We start from the raw sequence: 18,153 nt of genomic DNA, 5'->3' as shown, positions 1-18,153 counted from the left end.
CGCCCGCGCCGGACGCGGCGCCGGCCTTCGCGGGCAGCACGCTCGAGCTGGCCGAGCTGGACGACGGCCCGCATGCCGGGCCCGCGCCCACCCCGAAGGCCGCCGCGGCCCCGCAGGCGCCGGACAGCTGGAGCCTGGTCGAAGAGGGCGATGCGCCGACCGACGCTGCCGAGGGCGCCGCCGCCTTCGGCATCCACAAGGTCAGCGCGGCCGACTACCTGGCGCCCGAGGGCACCGGCGGCGAGGACGATTCCCCCGTGCATCCCGGCCTCAGCCTCGAACTGGTGGCGCTGGAGGAGGCGATCGCGCCGCAGGCCTACGAACCGGGCGACACATCCCGGCCCGAGCCGGACGGCGGGCTCGGCCGGCTGGTGGTGCTGGGCGCGGGGCGCGAGGGCACCGCCTCGGTCTGCGCCTTCCTCGCCGGCCTGCCCGCCGGCCTGCCGGTGACGGTGCTGCACACCCAGCACGTGGAGGACGGCGCGCTGGACGCGCTGCTGGCGCGGCTGGCCGAGTACTCCGCGCTGCCGGTGCGCCGCGCCGCGCCGGGGCTGCGCGTGCGCGCGGGCGAGGTGCTGGTGGTGCCCGCGGGCGGCCAGGTGCAGCTGCGCCGCGACGGCAGTCTGGACGTCCAGACGTCCACGTCGCCTTCGTTCGGGCAGGCGCCGTCCATCGACGCCAGCTTCACCATGGCGGCCAATGTGTTCGGGCGCGACGCGCTGGCGATCCTGTTCGCCGGCCGCTCCACCGACGCGGTGGGCGGCTGCCAGGCCATCCACGACCGCGGCGGCCGGGTCTGGGTGGAGACGGCCGAGGAACATTTCGCCGACATGGTCAGCGCGGTGGCGGCCGAGCGGCTGTCGCATCACGCCGGCACGCCGCAGGAACTGGCGGCGCGCCTGGTCGAAGAACTCTCAACGGAAAATCAGCGATGAGCGAACAACCGCTGCCGCGCGAAATCCGCTGCGTGCTGGTGCCAGTGGGCAGCCTGCGCCTGCTGCTGCCCAACGCCACCGTGGCCGAGGTGATCACCCTGCCCACGCCCGAGCCGGTGGAGGGCGCGCCCGAGTGGCTGCTCGGCCGCATCGCCTGGCGCGGCTGGCGCGTGCCGCTGGTGTCCTTCACCCAGCTGGCCGGCGCCGACGAGGGCGACCCCGAGCTGGCCATGCGCGTGGCCGTGCTCAAGGCCCTGGGCGGCAACCCGGCGCTGCCCTTCATCGCCGTGGTGACGCGCGGCTTCCCGCGCCTGACCACGCTCAACGCCGAGCTGATCATCCCCACCCACGACGACGCCCCGCTGCCGCCGGGCGTGAAGGCCCAGGTGCTGGTGCGCGACGACGTGGCGGTGATCCCGGACCTCGAAGGCATCGAGGGCGAGCTGCTGGGGCTGCTCCAGGTCGAGGCCGCCTGAGCGCCGACCCCGCACGCTGCCGGCGATACGCATGAGGGTCGTGTAGCGCCTTGCGCGCGACCGCTACGACGCAGGCGCCCCGATTCCGCCTCCATGCAAGAGACGGTCGCGCGCAAGGCGCGCTCCTTACCGCGAGGCGGCGCGCCTCGCATCGAGAGCGCGACAAACAGGTTCCGGGCGCAGTGCCCCATCCCGACGGGGATGCCTCGGATCAGAGATCGCCGTGCAGGGCTTGCAGGGCGGCCAGCGCGGCCAGGCCGGCGGTTTCGGTGCGCAGGATGCGCGGCCCCAGGCGCAGCCCCTGGAAGCCGGTTTCCCGCAAGGCGGCCACGTCGCGCTCGCCCAGGCCGCCTTCCGGCCCCACCACCAGTAGCGCGCCGGCGGCGCCCGGCCGTAGCGCGCGGGCGGAGCCGTCGCCCTCGGGCAGCAGCGTCAGCCGGTGCGCGCCGTCGTCGGCGAGGCCCGCCAGCCAGGCCGCCAGCGGCTGCGGCGCGTCGATCTGCGGCAGGCGCGCGCGGCCGCTCTGCTCGCAGGCGCTGGCGGCCACCGCGCGCCAGTGCGCCAGGCGTTTCTCGGTGCGCCCGGCGTCCAGCTTCACTTCCGAGCGCTCGGTGAACAGGGGCGCGATGCGGGCCACGCCGAGCTCGGTGGCCTTCTGCACGATCAGGTCCATCTTCTCGCCGCGGGCCACGCCCTGGGCGAGGGTGAGCGGCAGCGGTGACTCGTTGTCCACCGCCTGCCTGCCCTCGACCGCCACCATCACCTCGCGCTTGCCGACGCTGTGCAGTGTCGCCGGATAGTCGTGGCCGTCGCCGTTGAACAGCGTCACCGGGTCGCCGGCGGCCAGCCGCAGCACGCGCGCCACGTGCTCGCCGGCCTGGGGCGGCAGCGGCAGTTCGGCGCCGGGGGCGAGCGGCAGGTCGACGTGGAGGCGGATGGTGCGCATGGCGGGCAGGACAGGAGCGAAACCGCAAGCATAGCCGAGCGCTGGATGCCGGCGCGGCGCGTGACGCGAGGTGGGGTAGGGTGAGATGTGGCGCGGCGCGGCAAGCGAAGCGAGGATGAATGCCGGTACGCCGCGCGGGCCGGGCGGCTTGCCCCGTGCGCCGGTCCGGCGCAGCATGGGCCTGTCCCCACCGGGTGCCGCGAGGTGCATCGCCATGACCCGACTCTCCATCGCCTCCCTGCTCGCGCTCGGTGCGTTCGCCGTGGCCGCGCCGGTTTTTGCGCAGGAGGCCCCGCCGCCTGCGCCGGTACCCGCCAGCAAGGCCTCGGCGCCACCGTCCGCCGCCAAGCATCGCGGCGCCAAGCCCGGCGACCGCAACTGCCTGCGCTCCACCGGCAGCCTGCTGCCGGCCAAGCCGGACCAGTGCCTGTCGGTGCCCGGCCGCAGCTACAGCGCGGAGGACATCCGCCGCACCGGTGCCACCAACGTGTCGGATGCGCTGCGCAAGCTGGACGCTTCCATCCAGTGATCCGCTCCGGGCGGATGCCCGGTGCCAAGGCGTCCCCGGCGTGCCTGTCCGTGCAGCGCGCCTTGCGCGCGACCTGCCTGCGTGGCGGCGACGTTGCCGGGCCGCGGTCGCGCGCAAGGCGCGCTCCTTACAGGGCTAGCGCACGTTCGATGCCGGCGAGGGCCACGTCCACCAGCCGGTCGAGATCGGCCTCGTCCATCACGTAGGGCGGCATGAAGTACACCACGTCGCCCAGCGGGCGCAGCAGCGCGCCGTGTTCGAGGCCGTGCCGGTACACGCGCAGGCCGCGCCGCTCCGCCGCCGGAAAGGGGCGGCGGCTGGCCTTGTCGGCCACCAGTTCCACCGCCGCGATCAGGCCGCTCTGGCGCACGTCGGCCACGTGCGGGTGATCGGCGAGCGGCGCCAGCCGCGCGGCGAGGTGCGCGGCGCGGCGGCGGTTGCGTTCCAGCACCGGCTCGTCGCGGAAGATCGCCAGCGTCTCCAGCGCCACCCGGCAGGCCAGCGGGTTGCCGGTGTAGCTGTGCGAATGCAGGAAGGCCTTGCCGGCGCCGTATTCGGCGTAGAAGGCCTCGTACACCGGCGCGGTGGTGAGCACGGCCGAGAGTGGCAGGAAGCCGCCGGTGAGGCCCTTGGACAGGCACAGGAAGTCCGGCGCCACGCCGGCCTGCTCGCAGGCGAACAGCGTGCCGGTGCGGCCGAAGCCCACCGCGATCTCGTCGGCGATGAAGTGCACGCCGAACTCGTCGCACAGCCGGCGCAGGCCGGCGAGGTAGTCCGGGTGGTACATGCGCATGCCGCCGGCGCATTGCACCAGCGGCTCCACGATCACCGCGCAGGTCTCGTGGGCGTGGCGTTCCAGCAGCGCGCGCAGTTCGACGAGCTGTCGCGCCGCGACCTCGGCCGGCGATTCGCCCGGCTCGCCCTGGTAGGCATCGGGCGAGGGCGCCAGGATCGGCGTCAGCAGCAGCGGCGCGTAGGTCTTGCGGTACAGCGCCACGTCGCTCACCGACAGCGCGCCCAGCGTCTCGCCGTGGTAGCTGCCGGTGAGCGCGATGAAGCGGGTCTTGGCACCGCGGCCCTGGTTGAGCCAGTAGTGGAAGCTCATCTTGAGCGCCACCTCGATCGCCGCCGAGCCGTTGTCGGCGAGGAACACGCGCTCGAGCCCCGGCGGCGTCACCCGCACCAGTTCCTCGGCCAGCTCGATCGCCGGCTGGTGGGTGAAGCCGGCGAAGATCACGTGTTCGAGTTGCGCGGCCTGCTCGGCCAGCGCCGTGGCCAGGCGCGGGTGGGCGTGGCCGAACAGGTTGGTCCACCACGAGCTGATGCCGTCGAGGTAGCGCTTGCCGTCGGCGTCGATCAGCCATGGGCCCTCGCCCCGCACGATGGGGATCATCGGCACGCCGCCGTGGACGTGGTCGTGCATCTGCGTGCAGGGGTGCCAGAGGTGGCGCAGGTCGCGCGCGGCGAGCGCCGCGTTGCTGGGTCTGGAATCGGTCATCCGGCTATGATCGGTGCAGTGAGCGCGGCCGCTCAAGTTTTCCCGCGGCCCGCAGGAGACGAGCGAGCGTGAGACCTGGGCGTAGGGTGCTGATCACCGCCGGCGTGCTGCTGCTGGCGGCGGCCGCGCTGCTGTGCTGCCTGCCGGCGCGCTGGGCGATGCCGTGGATCGCGCCGCGCCTGCACGGCCTCGCGCTCGGGGAAGTGCACGGCAGCCTGTGGGACGGCCAGGCGGACGAAGTGCGCAGCGCCGACGGCCGCGTGCTGGGCGCGCTGCACTGGCAGCTGTCGCGGCAGGCCCTGCTCGGGCGCCTCGCGCTGGCGTTGCAGCTGGAAGGGCCGCAGCTGGATTTCCGCGGCCGCCTGCAGCGCGACGCGCCCACGCAGTTCACCTGGGAGGACGTGCACCTGCGCGTGGACCTCGCCGCGTTCGCGCCGTCGCTGCCCGCCCTGGGGGGGGCGCCGCGCGGCGCGTTGCAGCTGTCGTTCGACCGTCTCCAACTGCAGGGCGTGTGGCCGTTGCAGGGGCAGGGCGAGGTGCAGTGGCGCGATGCCGAGCTGCTGACCGCGCGCGGCCAGGTGCCGCTGGGCCAGCTGGCCGCGCGGCTGAGCGCCGAGCAGGGCGTGCTGCAGGGCGCGTTCGGCGACGACGGCCACGGCCCGCTCGCGGCACGCGGCCGCTGGCGGGCCAGCCCGCTCGGCTGGCGGCTCGAGGCGCAACTGGCGCCGCGCGGCGAGGCGCCGGCGCTGCGCCGCTGGCTCGCCACGCTGGGCACGCCCGATGCGCAGGGCCGGGTGAACCTTACTCGCCACGGCGGCCTGATGGGTGGCCAGGCGTTGCCGCAGGCGCCGTAGCGCGCGTCATGCCAAGCGCCGCCCCTCCCCTGCACGCAGAAGAGGGCGCAGGTGGCGAGGCTGGACGGATTCCGGGCTGTTCCAGGCCGGGACCCTTCGCCGCAGGCCCGCGTTATCGCCGGGCGCCGTCGGGGACGTACACTCCCCGGTTCTTCGGCCCGGCGCAAGCGGCTCCCCGGCGCGGGCCTTGGGATCGGGAGCCGGCACCGACACAGAGCAGACAAGCGAGAGCCATGAACGAGGCAACCCTGCAACAGGCCCTGCGCACCGCGCGCGAGGCGGCGGCGGCCGCCGCCGAGATCATCCGCCACTACTGGCGGCACGGCGCGGCGGTGGAGATCAAGCAGGACGCCACGCCCGTCACCGTAGCCGACCGCGAGGCCGAGCAGGCGATCCGCCAGGTGCTGGCCGCCGGCCTCCCCGAGGCGGGCGTCTACGGCGAGGAGTTCGGCCTGGACGGCGGCGAGCACGAGCTCTTGTGGCTGGTCGATCCGCTCGACGGCACCAAGAGCTTCGTGCGGCGCACGCCGTTCTTCTCCACCCAGATCGCGCTGCTGGCGCGCGGCGAGCTGGTGCTCGGCGTGTCCAGCGCGCCGGTGTACGGCGAGACCATGTGGGCCGTGCGCGGCGGCGGCGCCTGGCTGGACGGCGAGCGCGTGCGGGTGGCGGACACCGCCGCGCTGGATCAGGCCTCGATCTCCACCGGCAACGTCAAGACGCTCACCGCCGACGCGCGCTGGGACGAACTCGGCGCGTTGATCCGCGACAGCAACCGCATCCGCGGCTACGGCGACTTCTGCCACTACCACCTCTTGGCGCGCGGCGGGCTGGACCTGGTGATCGAGTCGGACGTGAACATCCTCGACATCGCCGCGCTGGCGGTGATCGTGCGCGAGGCCGGCGGCGTGTTCACCGACCTCGATGGCGGCGCGCTCGGCCTCGACACGCGCAGCGTGCTGGCCGGCACGCCGGCCATCCACGCGCTGGCGCTGCCGAGGCTGCAAGCCGCGCTCGCGCGCTAGAATGGGCCGATGCGCAAACCTCCCACCGTCCACGCTCTGCGCGAAGTGCGCGACAGCCACTTCCTGCACGTCGAGCAGCTCGACCTCGAATTCTCCAATGGCGAACGCCGCACCTACGAGCGCCTGAAGGCCAGCGGCCTGGGCGCCGTGATCATCGTGCCGATGCGCGACGCGGACACCGTGCTGCTGGTGCGCGAGTACGGCGCGGGCGTGGGCCGCTACGAGCTTGGCCTGCCCAAGGGCCGGCTGGACCGGGACGAGACGGTGGAGCAGGGCGCGGACCGCGAGCTGAAGGAGGAGATCGGCTACGGCGCGCGCAAGCTCAAGATCCTGCACAACCTCTCGCTGTCGCCTTCCTACATGACGCACATGGCGCACATCGTGCTGGCGCAGGACCTCTACCCCGAGCGCCTGCAGGGCGACGAGCCGGAAGAACTCGACGTGGTGCCGTGGAAGCTCTCCGAGCTGCACACGCTGATCGGCCGCGACGACGTCACCGAGGGCCGCTCCATCGCCGCGCTGTTCATGGCGCGCGAATACCTGGCTGGGCGCTTCCGGCCATGAGCGGCGCCGCGCCGTCCGCCCTGCTGTACGAGGTCGGCGTCCTCGCGCGCGCGGCGGGCGAGGCGATCCTGACCGTCTACCGCGGCGACTTCCAGGTCGAGCAGAAGGCCGACCACTCGCCGGTCACCGCGGCCGACCTGCAGGCGCAGCGGGTGATCGTGGCCGGGCTGGCGCGGATCGACCCCGCGCTGCCGGTGCTCTCCGAGGAAGCGCGCGCGGCGGCCTGGAGCGAGCGCTGCGTGTGGCGGCGCTACTGGCTGGTCGATCCGCTCGACGGCACGCGCGAATTCGTCAAGCGCAACGGCGAGTTCACCGTCAACATCGCCATCATCGAAGACCATCGCCCCGTGCTCGGCGTGGTGCTGGCGCCGGTCACCGGCGAACTGTACGCGGCGGCGGCGGGTGAGGGCGCCTGGCTGCAGGCCTCGCCGGATGCGCCCTGGCAGCGCATCACCACCCGCGCGCTGGCACAGCCGCCGAAGGTGGCCGGCAGCCGCTCGCACGGCGGCGGCGACCACGCGCTGCTGGCGCAGCTGATCGGCCAGGACTACGCCAAGCAGCCGCTCGGCTCCTCGCTCAAGTTCTGCCTGATCGCGCGCGGCGAGGCGGACGTCTACCTGCGCCTGGGCGCCACCAGCGAATGGGACACCGGCGCGGCGCAATGCGTGCTGGAGGAGGCCGGCGGCGCCGTGCTCGACCTCGACGGTGCGCCGCTGCGCTACAACACGCGCGATTCGCTGATCAACCCGGAATTCCTCGCCGTGGGCGACGCCGGCATCGACTGGGCGGCGCGGCTGCGCGAGGCGGTGGTGGGCTAGCCGGGCGCCGGGCGCCGTCATGCCGGCGCAGGCCGGCATCCAGCGGCGTCGAGGCTCCCTGTGGCGACGCCCCCTGCCGGGCCCCGGCCTGCGCCGGGGCGACGAGACCTGTGCTGGCTGCCTGCCCGATGGCTCTGGCCCGGCGCGGGCATGAGCGAGAAGGCGCCCGGCCTCCGGGCTTCGGCGCCAACATGCCTATCAACGGAACCGCCACGATGAGTGAAACCACCCGCTACAGCCTCGACGACCTCCTCGCCATCATGGCCCGCCTGCGCGACCCCGAGCGCGGCTGCCCGTGGGACGTGCAGCAGAACTTCGACACCATCGCGCCGTACACCATCGAGGAAGCCTACGAGGTGGTGGACGCCATCGACCGCAAGGACTGGCACGATCTGCGCGACGAGCTGGGCGACCTGCTGCTGCAGGTGGTGTTCCATGCGCAGATGGCGAGCGAGGCGGGCCTGTTCGGCTTCGCCGACGTGGTACAGGCGATCAGCGACAAGATGGTGCGCCGTCATCCGCACGTGTTCGGCGACGAAACTTATGCCGACGTGGCCGAGCAGAAGCAGGGGTGGGAGGCGATCAAGGCGGGCGAGCGCGCCGCCAAGGGCGAGCGGCCGGACGATAGCGCGCTGGCCGGCGTCTCCCACGGCCAGCCGGAGTGGAAGCGCGCGCTCAAGCTGCAACAGCGCGCGGCCAAGGTCGGCTTCGACTGGGGCGAGCCCACGCCCGTGCTCGACAAGCTGGCCGAGGAACTGGAAGAACTGCGCGCGGAATTCGCCGACGGCGCGGAGCCGGCGCGGCTGGAGGACGAACTGGGCGACGTGCTGTTCGTGGCGGTGAACCTGGCGCGCCAGGGCGGCATCGACTTCTCGCGCGCGCTGCGCCATGCCAACGCCAAGTTCGAGCGCCGCTTCCGCCGCATGGAGGCGCTGGCCGCGGTGGACGGCGACCGCCTGGAAGACCTGGAGCTGCCCGCGCAGGAAGCCCTGTGGCAGCGCGCGAAGGCGGCCGAAAGCTGAAAGCTCCGCACGTTACGGCGCCATCGTATTCCGCATAAACGATAAACGTTCGCCATGCCGGCGGCGGCCAGGCGGCCCGGCCTCTGGCGAGGCGGCCGCCGGGCTTCGACGGCATGGCGAGAAAGAACACGCCGGGGCGCGTTGGCCGTTCCCGGGCCGCATCGCGGCGCGGGCATCGCCTCGGCGGCGCCCCAGCCGGGACGAGGGCATCGTGCGAAACCTGCCGCGGGGGCGGTCGTCCGGCCGCCGCGGGCGCATCGTTCCCGCTTTACTTCGCGCTGGGCTGCGCGGCGTCCGGCTGTGCGTGGCGCTGCTCCCAGGCGGTGCGCAGCTTCTCGAACTCGGCGCGGCGCTTGGCCTCGTTGGCGAGGTTCTCGTTGAGGCTCTTGCGCAGCGTGGCGATGGCCTGGTCCACGTTGGCCGGCTGCGCCTGCGCGCGGGCCAGGCGGTGGTAGACGTATTCGCGCACGCGCGGGTTGTGCGACTTGGCCAGCACCTCGTTGTAGAGCGCGGGCAGTTCCTTGGCGCGGCCGGAGGTGATGTACAGGCGCTCCAGCGCGTGCAGGTCGGCGATCACGCCGCCTTCCCGGCCGTGCAGGCCGAAGGCGCGCAGGCGGTGGCCGTCCGCGTGGTCGCGCTGGCCGTGCCAGCGGCCGCCGTGGTCGGTCTGGGCGGGGGCGCCCGGCGCGGCTGCCGGCGGGGGCGGCGTGTTGTCCTGGGCGAAAGCGAGGGCGCCGCCGCCGGCGAGCAGCAGGGCCAGGGTCGAGGCGAGCAGGGTCTTGCGTTGCATGGGGAAGGACTCCGGCGTGAGGTGTAGTCGGGAACGCATGCTGGCGCGGCCCGGTTGACGCGGGACATGAACGGCCCATGCAAACCTTCCGGCGCCCGCGGGCATCCGATGGGCGATCCGTTTTCCGCCACGAGGAGCCTTTATGCGCCGCATTGCCCTTTCCCTGCTGTTGTTCGTTCCGCTGGCCGCGCTGGCCGAGGCGCCGTGCAAGTACGAAGCCCCGCGCAACCTCTCGCTGGACCTCGCCGGCGTGCGCGCGATCGAGGTCGAGCTCGGTGCCTACGACCTGCACCTGCGCGGCGAGCCCGGCGCCAAAGGCCTCGAGGCGCGCGGCCGCGCCTGCGCCTCCGAGCAGCGCCTGCTCGACCAGCTCACCGTGACCCAGCGGCGCGAGGGCGACCGCGTGGTGCTGGGGATCGGCACCGACCGCGGCGGCTTCAGCTTCTTCGGCGGCGGCGAGACGCGCCTGGAAGTGGACGTGACGGTGCCGGCCGGGCTGCCGGTGACCCTGGGCGTGGGCTCGGGCGATGCCGAGGTCGCCGGCGTGCGCGAGCTGGACAGCCACGTGGGCTCGGGCGACCTGCACGTGCGAGGCATCGCGGGCCGCTTCGCCATCAGCGTGGGCTCGGGCGACGTGGTGGCCGACGACCTCGGCAGCCTGGAAGTGGGCGCGGTCGGCTCGGGCGACCTCAAGGCCAGCCACGTGCGCGGCGACGTGCGCGTGGGCAGCATCGGCTCGGGCGACGTCACCCTGCGCCAGGTCGGCGGCAGCGTGCACGCCGACACGCTGGGCTCGGGCGACCTCGACGTGGCCGACGTCGGCGGTGATTTCAGCCTGGGTGCGAAAGGGAGCGGCGACGTCAGCCACCAGGGCGTGAAGGGGCGGGTGAGCGTGCCAGTGGACTGACGCAGGGAACAGGGAGTCGTGAATAGGGAATGGCAAAAACAAAAAACACTTGCGTTGGTACTGTGGCGTTTGCGCTCTTCCCGATTCCCGATTCCCGATTCCCGATTCCCGATTCCCGATTCCCGATTCCCGACTTCCCGACTTCCCGACTTCCCGACTTCCCGACTTCCCGGCGTCCCGGCCTCACAGCCAATGCACCACCGCGTACACCAGCGGCGCGCACACCAGCAGGAACGGGATCGACACCCGGTGCATCAGCCGCAGGCTGCGCGGCTGGCGGGCCAGGCGCAGGGCGATCAGGTTGGCGAGCGAGCCGGTGGCGACGCCGAAGCCGCCCACGTTCACCGCCGCGGCGAGCAGCAGCGGATCGTTCGCGCGGTCGAGCAGCAGCACGGTGGCCGGCACGTTGCTGATCAGCTGCGAGGCGGCGATGCCGGTGAGGTAGAGCGGCAGCGGGCGGTCGAGGCCGAGCCCGTCCAGTGCGCGGCCCACCCACGGCAGCGCCGCGAAGTGGCCCAGGCTCAGGAAGATCGCGGCGAAGGTGGCGAGCAGCGCCCAGTCCAGCCGCGCCAGCGTGCGCCGCTCCAGCAGCGCGAACGGCACCAGCAGCATCAGCGCGCCGTACAGCGCCAGGCCGTGCTCCATCATCAGCACCATGCTGAGCAGCGCGGCGACGGAGAGCGTGGCCTGCGCGGCCGACACCGGGTGGCCGTCCACCGCGGCAGCCTCGATGGTCACCCGTTCGCGCGGCAGCCAGGCCCAGGCCAGCGCGGCCACCAGCGCGAACATCACCGCGAACACCGGCAGCATCGCCGCCGCGAAGCCGGCGAAGGAGAGGTGGCCGTACTGCCACAGCAGCAGGTTCTGCGGGTTGCCGATCGGGCTCAGCGTGGAGCCCGCGTTCACCGCCAGCGCCTCCAGCACCACCATGCGCGCCACCGGCAGGTTGGAGACGCCGCCGATCGCCACCGTCAGCGGCACCACCAGGAACAGGCTGACGTCGTTGGTGAGCGCCATCGACAGCAGTGCGGCCACCGTCACCAGCAGCAGGCCCAGCGCGCGCAGCCCGTGCACCCGCGCCGCCAGCGCGCCGGCCAGGTGCTGCACCAGGCCGCTGTCGCGGATGCCCTCGATGGCGATCATCAGGCCGAGCAGGCCGGCCAGCGTGGGCCGTTGCAGCCAGCGGCGGTAGGCCGCAAGCGGCTGCGGGTCGGCCACGGCGAGCACCACGGCCAGCAGGCCGAAGGCGCCCAGCATCCACTCGGCCCGCAGCCAGGCCAGCGCGCGCCGCGGCAGGGTGGGCGCCGCGCTCACCATGCGGCCAGCCCTTCGAGTTCGTGCACGCGCCGCCAGCTCGGCCGCGTACGCACGAGGTCGGCCAGCCGCGCCAGCGCGGGCCATGCGGTGGCCGGGCGCGGCGCGTGGCGCGACCAGCGCATCAGCATGGCGAGCAGCAGGTCGGCGCTGGTGCAGGCCGCGCCCAGCAGGTAGGGGCCGGCCTTGGTCACGTGGGCGTCGATGAAGTCCCAGCAGGCTTCGAGGCGGCGCTCCAGGGCCGCGCGGGTTTCGGGCGCGTGCCGCTCGGCGCCGAGGTCGGCGGGGTAGGCGAGCAGGCGGAACAGCGGCATCGGTGCATTGCCGAGGTGGACGAGCCATTGCAGCCACGCCGCGCGCGCGTCCGTGCCGGGTGCGGGAGCCAGCGCCGACTGCGGGTGCCGCTCGGCCAGCAGGATCAGCAGCGCGATGGTTTCGCTACGCGGGTGTCCCTCGACCAGCAGGGTCGGCACGGTGCCATGTGGGTTGAGCGCGCGGTAGGCCGGCGCGTGCTGCGCGCCGGCCTTGAGGTCGAGGCGTTCCAGCCGGTACGGCACGCCGAGTTCGAGCAGGGCCAGGTGCACCGCCATGCTGGCGGCGCCCGGCGCGTAGTAGAGCGTGTACACGATCGGTCCCGGCGCGGTGGCGATGCGCGATGCGCGATGCTGACGGCGCGTCAGCTGGCGCGCAACAGCTGCATCGGCGGCGTGCGCACGACCCGCCGTGTGCCGGCGAGGCCGAGCAGCATCACCACCACGGCCGCCGCCAGCGCGGCGCCCAGCAGCGGCAGCACCGGCGGCACGAAACCCTCGATGCGGAACACCGTGCGCGCCAGCCACCAGCCGGCACCGCCCGCGCCCAGCGCGGCGGTGAGGCCGGCCACCAGGCCGAGCAGGGCGAACTCGCAGGCCGCCGCCAGGCGCAGCTGGCCGCGGCGCGCACCCAGCGTGCGCAGCAATGCGGCCTCATGCCGCCGCTCCGCCGCGCTCGCCGCCAGCGCCGCCGCCAGCACCAGCGCGCCGGCCAGCAGGCTGAAGCCCAGCACCCAGCGCACCGCGTTGCCCACGCGGTCCACGATGGCGCGGATCTGGTCGAGCAGCGCGTCCACGTCGATCAGGCTGAGGTTGGCGTAATCGCGGGCCAGCCGCGCCAGCGCGTCGGCGTGGCCGCGCGGCAGGTAGAAGCTGGCGATCCAGGTGTGCGGCAGCTGCGCGGCGTGGGCCGGGTCCAGCAGCAGGAAGAAATTGACGCGGAAGGAGCGCCAGTCCACCTGGCGCACGCTGCCCACCCTGGCGTCCAGGCCGCCCTCGCCGATGTCGAAGTGCAGGGTGTCGCCGAGCTTCAGCGCGAACATGTCGCGCCACATGGTGTCCACCGACACCTCGGCCTCGGCCGGGCGCTCGCCCGCCCAGCGGCCGGCCACCACCTTGTTGCTGGGCGGCAGCGCGCCGGCCCAGGAGATGCGCAGCTGGCGGTCGGCCCAGTCCTTGGCGCGCTCGTCCTGGAACTGCAACGCGTCGATGGGGCGGCCGTTGATCGCGGTGAGCTTGCCCACCGCCAGCGGCAGCATGTTGAGCTCGCGCGCGCCGAGGCCGGCGACGGCGCGGCTGAAGTCGACGCGCTGGTCGTCCTGCAGGTTGAGCACGAACCAGTTCGGCGTGTCGGCCGGCAGCTCGCGGCGCCAGCCGTCCAGCAGCGCGGGTGCCACGATGGCGAGCAGCAGCAGGGCCACCAGCCCCAGGCTGAGCGCGGTGGCCTGTAGCAGGCTCATGCCGCGCCGCCGCGCCAGCGCCGCCAGGCCCAGCCGCAGCGCGGGGTGCGCGCCAGGCGCCACGCGCCGGGCCAGCCACAGCAACGCGGCCGCCAGCAGGGCGGCCAGCGCGGCCACGCCGGCTAGGCTCACGGCGAGGATGCCGGCCAGCTGCAGCGAGCCGCTCTGGCTCCAGATCAGCGCCAGCGCCACCGTCGCCGGCAGCAGGTAGAGCGCGTCGAAGCGGCGCACGCGGCGCGCCATGCTGGCGCGGAACACCGCCACCGGCGGCACCTCGCCGAGGCGCGCCAGCGGCGGCAGCGCGAAGCCGAGCAGCACCGCGGTGCCCATCGCCGCCGCCGCGCCCACCGGCAGCAGCGGCATCGGCGTGGGGATGCTGCTGAAGAGCTGGCTGGCGAGCAGCCACGCGCCCTGCGCCAACAGCAGGGCGAGGCCCGCGCCGAGCGCCACCGCGGGCAGCGCCAGCGCGACCAGGGTGCCGAGCAGCAGCCCCAGCACCTGCCGCCGCGGCGTGCCCAGGGCGCGCAGCAGCGCCACCTCGTTGGTCTTGCGGCGGGCGTAGCGCTGGGCGGCGAGGGCGATGGCGACGCCGGCGAGCAGGGCGGAGAGCAGGGCAGTCAGGCGCAGGAAGGCGCTGGCGCGGTCGAAGGAACTGCGCATGCGCTCCTGCGCCTGCTCCGGGCTGATCGGCTGCGCGCCCTGCGGCAGCGGCGCGGCGGCCGCCTCCTCGCGCCAGCGGCGCACGTCGCCGGCGTCGCCGGCCACCAGCAGCTGGTGCCGGGCGCGGCTGCCCACGCTGAGCAGGCCGGCCTGCTCGGCGTCGGCAATGCTCATCATGGCGCGCGGCGCCAGCGCGAACAGTTCGCCGCCGTCGGGCTGGCGCAGCAGTTCGGAAGCAATCACGAGATCGCGCCCGCCGAGCTGCACGCGCTCGCCCAGCTTGAGGCCGAGCGCCACCAGTGCGCGGTGGTCGAGGTAGACCTGGCCCGCCGCCGGCGCGCGGCCGGCACGGTCGCCGCGGGCGTCGCGCAGTTGCAGCGTGCCGCGCAGCGGGTAGGCACCGTCGCTGGCCTGCACGTCCAGCAGCTGGCTCTGGCCGTGGGCGAAGGCGACGCTGGGGAACACGGCGCTGCGGCTGATCGCGAGGTCGTGCCGGCGCGCCGCCTCGGCGTAATGATCCGGCAGGCGCTGCGGCGCGGAGAGGCCGGCGTCGCCGCCGATCAGCTCCGCCGCGCTGGCCAGCATGCCGCGCTCGATCCGCGTGGCCAGCGTGGCCACCACGCCAAGCGCCACCACCGCCAGCACCAGCGACGCGCCCAGGGTGCGCAGCTCCGGCAGGTGCCATTCGCGGCGCAGCGTGCGCAGGGAGAGACGCAGCAGCCTCATGCCGACACCGCCCGCTCGGCGCCGGTGCGCAGCACGCTGCCCTGTTGCAGTTCCACCTGCCGGGTGCAGCGCGCGGCGAGTTTGGGATCGTGGGTGACCAGCACCAGCGTGGTCTGGCGGTCGCGGTTGAGCGCGAACAGGAGGTCCGCCACGTGCTGGCCGGTGCGCTGGTCGAGGTTGCCGGTGGGCTCGTCGGCGAACAGCAGCCGCGGGCCGTGCACGAAGGCGCGGGCGATCGCCACGCGCTGCTGCTCGCCGCCGGAGAGCTGTGCCGGGTAATGGCGCCGGCGCGGCGTGAGGCCCACCGCGTCGAGTGCGGCGCGGGCGCGCTCGCGGGCGTCGCTGCGGCCTTCCAGCTCCAGCGGCAGCATCACGTTCTCCTCCGCGCGCAATGCCGGCAGCAGGTGGAAGGACTGGAACACGAAGCCCACCAGCCGCCGCCGCACGTCGGCGCGGGCTTCCTCGTCCAGCGCCTCCAGCGCGTGGCCGTCCAGCCTCACGCTGCCGGCGCTGGGCGTGTCCAGGCCGGCGAGCAGGCCGAGCAGGGTGGTCTTGCCCGAGCCCGAGGCGCCGACGATGGCGAAGCTCTCGCCCTCGCGCACCGCCAGGCTCACGCCGCGCAGGATGTCGAGCTGGCCCTCGGGGCCGCGCACCGACTTGCTAACATCGCGGGCGTCGAGGATCGGCTCGGCGTTCAGATGGGATGGTGCGTTCATGCGGCGGTTCCTTGTATGGCTGGTGTTGCTGTGCGCGGCGGGCGTGGCCCAGGCGGCGCCGACGAAGACGATGCTGGTGCTCGGCGACTCGCTCTCGGCCGCGCACAACATCGCCACCGAGCAGGGCTGGGTGCATCTGCTCGAGGCACGCCTGAGCAGCATGGAGCCGACGTGGCGCGTGATCAATGCCAGCATCAGCGGCGAGACCTCGCTGAGCGGGCGCAACCGCCTGCCGGCGCTGCTGGAGAAGTACAAGCCGGCCGTGCTGGTGCTGGAGCTGGGCGCCAACGACGGCCTGCGCGGCCTGCCGCTGCCGGCGCTGCGCGAGAACCTCGCCACGATGATCGACCTGGCGCAGAAGTCCGGCGCCAGGGTGCTGCTGCTGGGCATCGAGCTGCCGGTGAACTACGGCCCGCAGTACCGCGACGGCCTGCGCGCGGTCTACCGCGAGCTGTCGCAGCAGAAGCGCACGGCGCTGGTGCCGTTCCTGCTCGACGGCGTGGCGCTGGACCCCTCGCGCATGCAGGACGACGGCCTGCACCCCACCGCCGCCGGCGAGCCGGGCGTGCTGGACAACGTCTGGCCGTCGCTCCAGCCCCTGCTTCGCTGAACCGATGAACCGCCGTTCAGGCGGTTTCACGCCCTGCTCACCCCGCCCGTCGCTAGGCTCTTCACATATGTGAAGAGCATCGACCACGGAGGCGGACAATGAGCACACGTGACGAGCAATCGGGCCTGGTGTTGCTGATCGAGGACAACGCCCAGATCGCGGAGATGGTGGGCGAATTCCTGGAGCGCCGCGGCTACTCGGTGGACTACGCGGCGGACGGCGTCAGCGGCCTGCACCTGGCCGTCTCCAACAGCTACGACGTGATCGTGCTCGACCTGATGCTGCCCGGCCTCGACGGCCTGGAGCTCTGCCGCAAGCTGCGCCGCGAGGGCAAGAAGGCCACGCCGGTGCTGATGCTGACCGCGCGCGACACGCTGGAAGACAAGCTCGAAGGCCTCGAGGCTGGCGCCGACGACTACCTGGTCAAGCCCTTCGAGGTGCGCGAGCTGGAGGCGCGCCTGCGCGCGCTGATCCGCCGCGACCGCCGCCAGGTGTCGGCCGAGGTGCTCACCGTGGGCGACATGACGCTGGACACCGCCACCCTGCGCCTCACCCGCAGCGGCAGGGAGCTCACCGTGTCGCCGATCGGCCTGAAGCTGCTGGCGATCCTGATGCGCGAATCCCCGCGCGTGGTGAGCCGCCGCGACATCGAGCGCGAGATCTGGGGCGACGCGCTGCCCGATTCGGACACGCTGCGCTCGCACCTGTACAACCTGCGCCGGGTGATCGACAAACCGTTCGAGCATCCGCTGCTGCATACCATCCACTCGGCCGGCTACCGCCTGGCGGATCTCGACGCGGAGGTGCCCAACGTCTCGCAGACCGCCTAGCGCGGGCCGAGCCGGGCAGGGGACGATGGCGACCACGGCAAGCCAACCGCCGGAGGCGGCTTCCAGCAAGGGCGCGTTCCAGCGGCGGCTGGCGTGGATCTTCGTGCTGCAATTGGCCGGCGTGGCGGTCTGCGTGCTGGCGGCTGCGTTCGACGCGGCGCCGTTGCCGGCGATGCTGGCGCTGATCGCGGCCATCAGCGCGCTGGCCTGGCTGGCGGCCCGGCGCGAGTGGCGCCAGGTCAGCGAGCTGGCGCGCATCGTCCACCACTGGGACGAGCGGCGGCCGGACCCGGAACAGCTGCCGGCCGCCTCGCCCTCGCAGCACACCGACGCGGACATCGCCACCCTGACCGGCAGCCTGCGCGGCCTGGCCCGCCGCGTCCTCGACTACAACCGGCGCGAGCGCGACTTCACCCGCGAGGCCAGCCACGAGCTGCGCAGCCCGCTCACGGTGATCAAGATGTCGGTCGAGATGCTGGCCGACGAGGAGGCCATGAGCGAGTTCGGCATGCGCTCGGTGCAGCGCATTCGCCGCGCCACCCATGAGATGGAGGCGCTGGTGGAGGCGCTGCTGATCCTGGCGCGCAAGAGCGGCCCCGCCGACGCGCAGGACGAGTTCGTGGTGAACGACGTGCTGCGGCAGGAGATCGCCGGCATGCGCAGCATGCTGGAAGGGCATCCGGTGGAACTGGTGCTGGAGGAGCCGGCGCGCTTCGCGCTGCAGGGCTCCTCGCGGGTGTTCTCGGTGCTGTGCTGGCAGCTGATCCGCAACGCCTGCCAGCAGGTGGAGCAGGGCCGCATTGTGATCACGGTGGACCCGGACGCGATCGCCGTGGTCAACCGCGTCGACGCCTCGCCGGGCAGGGTGAACCGCCACGGCTTCGACCTCGCGATCGCCCGGCGCATCAGCGAGCGCTTCGCCTGGCCGTTGGAGTTGCAGGAGAGCGTGGAGGGCGAACACGTCGCGCGGATCCGGTTTCCGCGGCCGTTGCCGGTTTGAGGAATCGGAATCTCTTAGAGCTTGTTCAAAGTCTTGCCGTTGACGCGGCTTGGCTCCTCCCCTGCTTGCAGCTGTCTCTTTATCACATCTTTAGCCAGCTATATCCTGCAACGCCATGGTTTGACGGGATCATGGTGAACGATGGTTATGGATGAACGGCAGTGG

19 protein-coding genes are annotated in these 18,153 nt (G+C 73.3%); 12 read left to right on the top strand and 7 right to left on the bottom strand.

What is annotated here, in order from left to right; translation table 11 throughout:
* Both ACH65_RS14930 and ACH65_RS14925 read left to right on the top strand, forming a co-directional pair.
* On the top strand, positions 1 to 935 hold a 935-nt coding region (locus ACH65_RS14930; protein WP_161805618.1), incomplete at its 5' end, for a chemotaxis protein CheB.
* Complete coding sequence (locus ACH65_RS14925; protein WP_049623411.1) at positions 932 to 1,411, top strand: chemotaxis protein CheW; 480 nt, start codon at positions 932 to 934, stop codon at positions 1,409 to 1,411. The genes ACH65_RS14930 and ACH65_RS14925, both read left to right, overlap by 4 nt.
* A gap of 211 nt (positions 1,412 to 1,622) precedes the next feature.
* Here the strand turns inward: ACH65_RS14925 and ACH65_RS14920 are convergent, their stop codons facing one another.
* Entirely contained in the window at positions 1,623 to 2,357 is a 735-nt protein-coding gene (locus tag ACH65_RS14920; protein WP_049623410.1) for a 16S rRNA (uracil(1498)-N(3))-methyltransferase, read from the bottom strand.
* 214 nt (positions 2,358 to 2,571) lie between these two features.
* Here ACH65_RS14920 and ACH65_RS20610 point away from each other — a divergent pair, with 214 nt between their 5' ends.
* A complete protein-coding gene (locus tag ACH65_RS20610; protein ID WP_064504876.1) occupies positions 2,572 to 2,886 on the top strand; it encodes a hypothetical protein in 315 nt (104 codons plus the stop codon).
* Positions 2,887 to 3,013: 127 nt separating this feature from the next.
* On the opposite strand, the gene bioA is transcribed toward ACH65_RS20610, so the two are convergent.
* Positions 3,014 to 4,384, bottom strand: a complete 1,371-nt coding sequence (bioA, locus tag ACH65_RS14910; protein WP_049623409.1) for an adenosylmethionine--8-amino-7-oxononanoate transaminase — start codon at positions 4,382 to 4,384, stop codon at positions 3,014 to 3,016.
* A gap of 68 nt (positions 4,385 to 4,452) precedes the next feature.
* On the opposite strand from bioA, the gene gspN reads away from it, so the two are divergent.
* The 5 genes from gspN (at position 4,453) to mazG (ending at position 8,664) form a co-directional block, all read left to right on the top strand.
* Positions 4,453 to 5,238, top strand: coding sequence for a type II secretion system protein N (gene gspN, locus ACH65_RS14905; protein ID WP_049623408.1), 786 nt, complete (start codon positions 4,453 to 4,455; stop codon positions 5,236 to 5,238).
* Positions 5,239 to 5,471: 233 nt separating this feature from the next.
* Positions 5,472 to 6,260, top strand: a complete 789-nt coding sequence (locus ACH65_RS14900) for an inositol monophosphatase family protein (protein WP_049623407.1) — start codon at positions 5,472 to 5,474, stop codon at positions 6,258 to 6,260.
* A gap of 9 nt (positions 6,261 to 6,269) precedes the next feature.
* Positions 6,270 to 6,824: an ADP compounds hydrolase NudE gene (nudE, locus tag ACH65_RS14895; RefSeq protein ID WP_049623406.1), complete on the top strand. Its 555-nt coding sequence runs from the start codon at positions 6,270 to 6,272 to the stop codon at positions 6,822 to 6,824.
* Complete coding sequence (gene cysQ, locus ACH65_RS14890) at positions 6,821 to 7,642, top strand: 3'(2'),5'-bisphosphate nucleotidase CysQ (protein WP_049623405.1); 822 nt, start codon at positions 6,821 to 6,823, stop codon at positions 7,640 to 7,642. Before nudE ends, cysQ begins: the two co-directional genes overlap by 4 nt.
* 215 nt (positions 7,643 to 7,857) lie before the next feature.
* The gene (gene mazG / locus ACH65_RS14885) at positions 7,858 to 8,664 is read left to right on the top strand and encodes a nucleoside triphosphate pyrophosphohydrolase (protein ID WP_049623404.1); all 807 of its coding nucleotides are present in this window, start codon (positions 7,858 to 7,860) and stop codon (positions 8,662 to 8,664) included.
* Positions 8,665 to 8,932: 268 nt separating this feature from the next.
* On the opposite strand, the gene ACH65_RS14880 is transcribed toward mazG, so the two are convergent.
* On the bottom strand, positions 8,933 to 9,454 hold the full coding sequence (locus ACH65_RS14880) for a hypothetical protein (protein ID WP_049623403.1): 522 nt from the start codon (positions 9,452 to 9,454) through the stop codon (positions 8,933 to 8,935).
* Between the two features lie 142 nt (positions 9,455 to 9,596).
* Between ACH65_RS14880 and ACH65_RS14875 the strand changes: the two genes are divergently transcribed.
* Positions 9,597 to 10,361: a DUF4097 family beta strand repeat-containing protein gene (locus ACH65_RS14875; RefSeq protein WP_049623402.1), complete on the top strand. Its 765-nt coding sequence runs from the start codon at positions 9,597 to 9,599 to the stop codon at positions 10,359 to 10,361.
* Between the two features lie 183 nt (positions 10,362 to 10,544).
* Here the strand turns inward: ACH65_RS14875 and ACH65_RS14870 are convergent, their stop codons facing one another.
* The 4 genes from ACH65_RS14870 to ACH65_RS14855 are packed head-to-tail and all read right to left on the bottom strand — an operon-like array spanning position 10,545 to position 15,548.
* Positions 10,545 to 11,678 carry an SLC13 family permease gene (locus ACH65_RS14870; protein WP_049623401.1) on the bottom strand — a complete coding sequence of 378 codons (1,134 nt, stop codon included), beginning with the start codon at positions 11,676 to 11,678 and terminating at the stop codon, positions 10,545 to 10,547.
* The gene (locus ACH65_RS14865) at positions 11,672 to 12,301 is read right to left on the bottom strand and encodes a glutathione S-transferase family protein (protein WP_049623400.1); all 630 of its coding nucleotides are present in this window, start codon (positions 12,299 to 12,301) and stop codon (positions 11,672 to 11,674) included. The genes ACH65_RS14870 and ACH65_RS14865 overlap by 7 nt, the downstream gene beginning before the upstream one ends.
* A 50-nt stretch (positions 12,302 to 12,351) precedes the next feature.
* The gene (locus ACH65_RS14860; RefSeq protein WP_049623399.1) at positions 12,352 to 14,832 is read right to left on the bottom strand and encodes an ABC transporter permease; all 2,481 of its coding nucleotides are present in this window, start codon (positions 14,830 to 14,832) and stop codon (positions 12,352 to 12,354) included.
* A complete protein-coding gene (locus tag ACH65_RS14855) occupies positions 14,829 to 15,548 on the bottom strand; it encodes an ABC transporter ATP-binding protein (protein ID WP_049623398.1) in 720 nt (239 codons plus the stop codon). The genes ACH65_RS14860 and ACH65_RS14855 overlap by 4 nt, the downstream gene beginning before the upstream one ends.
* Between ACH65_RS14855 and ACH65_RS14850 the strand changes: the two genes are divergently transcribed.
* From ACH65_RS14850 to ACH65_RS14840, 3 genes are all read left to right on the top strand, one after another.
* Positions 15,547 to 16,158, top strand: coding sequence for an arylesterase (locus ACH65_RS14850; RefSeq protein WP_049623397.1), 612 nt, complete (start codon positions 15,547 to 15,549; stop codon positions 16,156 to 16,158). The genes ACH65_RS14855 and ACH65_RS14850 overlap by 2 nt on opposite strands.
* Positions 16,159 to 16,256: 98 nt before the next feature.
* Complete coding sequence (locus tag ACH65_RS14845) at positions 16,257 to 16,988, top strand: response regulator transcription factor (RefSeq protein ID WP_049623396.1); 732 nt, start codon at positions 16,257 to 16,259, stop codon at positions 16,986 to 16,988.
* Positions 16,989 to 17,013: 25 nt separating this feature from the next.
* On the top strand, positions 17,014 to 17,988 hold the full coding sequence (locus tag ACH65_RS14840; RefSeq protein WP_049623395.1) for a sensor histidine kinase: 975 nt from the start codon (positions 17,014 to 17,016) through the stop codon (positions 17,986 to 17,988).
* The last annotated feature ends 165 nt before the right edge of the window (positions 17,989 to 18,153 follow it).

This window comes from Frateuria defendens (assembly GCF_001182895.1).
GTDB classification, from domain to species: domain Bacteria; phylum Pseudomonadota; class Gammaproteobacteria; order Xanthomonadales; family Rhodanobacteraceae; genus Frateuria_B; species Frateuria_B defendens.
The sequence above is the reverse complement of the archived record's forward strand: the minus strand, read 5'-3'. Positions and strand labels throughout refer to the sequence as shown.